Source organism: Haloferax sp. s1, assembly GCF_058382125.1.
In genome coordinates this window covers 1-2,473 of the sequence record NZ_JBZRPK010000258.1, presented here as the reverse complement: position 1 = coordinate 2,473, position 2,473 = coordinate 1, and the positions used below count along the sequence as shown (strand labels likewise).

Genomic DNA, 2,473 nt, shown 5'->3' with positions numbered 1-2,473 from the left:
GGGCCGCTCTACCGGACCGAAGACGGCGACCTCTCCGACGTGCCGGAAGGCGCAGTCCTCGCGCTTTCGGCCGAGTTCGACGGCGAATTCGACGGTGACGCCGACAAACTCGCTGGCATCATCGACGCCCGCGCAGGCATGACGGGCTACCCGGCGCTCGTCGCGCGCGAACTCGATATCCCGATGATTTCCGGCGCGCCGCTGCCGAAGACCATCGAAGAAGGCGCGTCCGTCACGCTCCACGCGGAGCGCGGCATCGTCTACGAAGGCGATGTCATCAGCTACAACCGCGGCAGTCGCTGAGCCGAGACGCACGCGACGTCGAACGGGAGTGCGGTAGCCCTTTCCCACCGCACCACGTACCTGTAACTAATGTCGCGCGGTCCCGCCCCCAAGGACGAGGCAGACGGAGAAGACGAGTGGCGATACGATGTCGACGAAGTCGGGCCCGACGGCCGCGACCCAGTCGACGCGTCGCCCACAGCGGAGCAACTCCCGATAGAGCCTGGGTCACCACGAGCAGAGAACGTGGTTTTCGTCCTTCTCGGCGTGCTATTCGCGGTTGGTCTCATCGTGATCACGGTGTTCCCGGGCGGGGGCTGACAGGAACGGACGGAGACGGACGGAGCGCTGACAAACGAGCGCCGAGAGAGCCGCGACAAGCGGAGAGAATCCCCCGCCGACTTTCCATTTTGATAATCGGGCCTTTTGATTTATGTGACCGCGACGGGAACCACCGCCAACTCCCCAACCGGGACATACGAAATGAGTTACGCAGCCCGTGCACCCTCCGTGTTGGTCGCCGCGTTGATTCTCTTCGCGGCGCTCTGGGTTCCGACGCCCGCAATCGCGGCCGACGAGCCGACCGCTTCGTTCGGCGAAGACGTCACAACCGTCACACGTGGCGATGTCGTCGAGATACGTGTCTCGCACTCACAGCCAGGCACGCTCCATATCGGTGGTGACGACTACGGCTACCACCTGACCGTCGAACTCGGCGGGTCGGGAACGACCACCATCACCATCGACACCTACAATTCGACCGGGAAGCCGAAGACGTACGTCTCCGGCGGTGGGAACAAGACGCTCCACACTGCCGAACTTCGGCGGCCCATCGAACCGGCGGCGTACCTGATGAACGTGACTATCGACGGTGTCGAACGTGCTATCGGGCAACTCGAGGTCGAGCCCCGAGGCAACACGTCGGCGACGACGACCGTCGCACCAGCGAGTCTCAACGACTCCGACTCGAAACTGACGGCGAAGAACGTCCGCGAAGCCGTCACGGAGCGACAGAAGGTCGCAAAAGGCGACCTCGCGGTCATCCAACTCAACGAGAGCGGCCTCGAATCGGCGCTGAAACCCGGTGACGTGACCGGCGGGGCGAACGCAAGCGGGATCGAGATTTCGGTGAACCAACTCGAAGTCCGGCCCAACCACGAACAACAGACGGTCCACGCAACGCCGGAAAACAGGACGACAATCCGCCCCGACGTCGAAAACGACGTTGTCTACGTCGTCTGGGAAACCTCGGACCTCCCGCTGGAGGGTGACGAAGAGACCTACGAAGCGCGGGTGACGCTCCAGGGGAACCACAGCGGATTCGTCGAAGAAGACACCATCACCGCGCGGTCACGGGTTCGACTCGTCGAGCCGACCGTCTCCGTAAACGTGGACAACGAGACGGTCTATCCGTGGGAATCGCTCCGCGTGAACGTCACCGGAAAGACGACGCTCGCACCCGGAAGTACCGTCGAACTACGAGCGCGTGCCCCCGGCCAACCATTCCTGAAACTCGTCCCCATCACCGTCGAATCCGACGGGACGCTGACGCAGAACCTCACGTTCGCGCCCGACGACCGCGGGCTTTCGTTCCCGATGTGGATTCGCGACTACCGCGACGAGACCGAGCGGACGATGCGCCTTCTCGAATCGGACGCGAGCCTTCGGTTCGTCGACCAGGAGACCGACGGAACGTTCGTCACTATCAGCGAGGTGAACCTCTCGGTCGGCGGCTTCGTCACGGTCGAAACCGCGGATGAAGAGCCGTTAGGAACCAGCGCGTACCTCCCGGCCGGGTCACACAAGAACGTCATCGTCGACTTCGACCGTCGGCAGTTGACCGACAGCGAACTGCTCGCGATTGCCTACGCCGACCGCGACCGCAACCAGAACTTCTCGCGGGCGTTCGACGCTCCGTTCCGGGCGGGTGGGTTCAACGTGACGAACACCACGAACGGGACGAACGCCACGAACGAAACCGCAGGTACCATCATCGCCGACGACGCGATGGTCCGACTCGAACCCGGCGCGAAGACGCCGACACCGACCACCACGACAACTGAATCGACTGCGACAACGACGCCGACCGCGACGCCCTACCCGGTCGTCGAACGGACGCCGCTGGAACCGTCTTCCGGAACCAACGCTGGTATTCCGTTTTCGCCCGGGCTCGCGGTCATCGCACTACTAC

3 protein-coding genes are annotated in these 2,473 nt (G+C 63.6%); all 3 read left to right on the top strand.

The features are described 5' to 3' along the window. Window positions 1–303: PEP-utilizing enzyme (locus QT222_RS02455; RefSeq protein WP_491476194.1), on the top strand; the 303-nt coding region annotated here is incomplete at its 5' end. A 69-nt stretch (window positions 304–372) separates the two neighbouring features. Continuing rightward, window positions 373–603: a DUF7312 domain-containing protein gene (locus tag QT222_RS02450; protein WP_004057458.1), complete on the top strand. Its 231-nt coding sequence runs from the start codon at window positions 373–375 to the stop codon at window positions 601–603. A 162-nt stretch (window positions 604–765) separates the two neighbouring features. Continuing rightward, window positions 766–2,473: DUF7282 domain-containing protein (locus tag QT222_RS02445; RefSeq protein WP_491476193.1), on the top strand; the 1,708-nt coding region annotated here is incomplete at its 3' end.

Coding starts and splice junctions, on each gene's coding strand:
- QT222_RS02450 (WP_004057458.1), top strand. CDS start 373: ATGTCGCGCGGTCCCGCCCCCAAGGACGAGGCAGACGGAGAAGACGAG.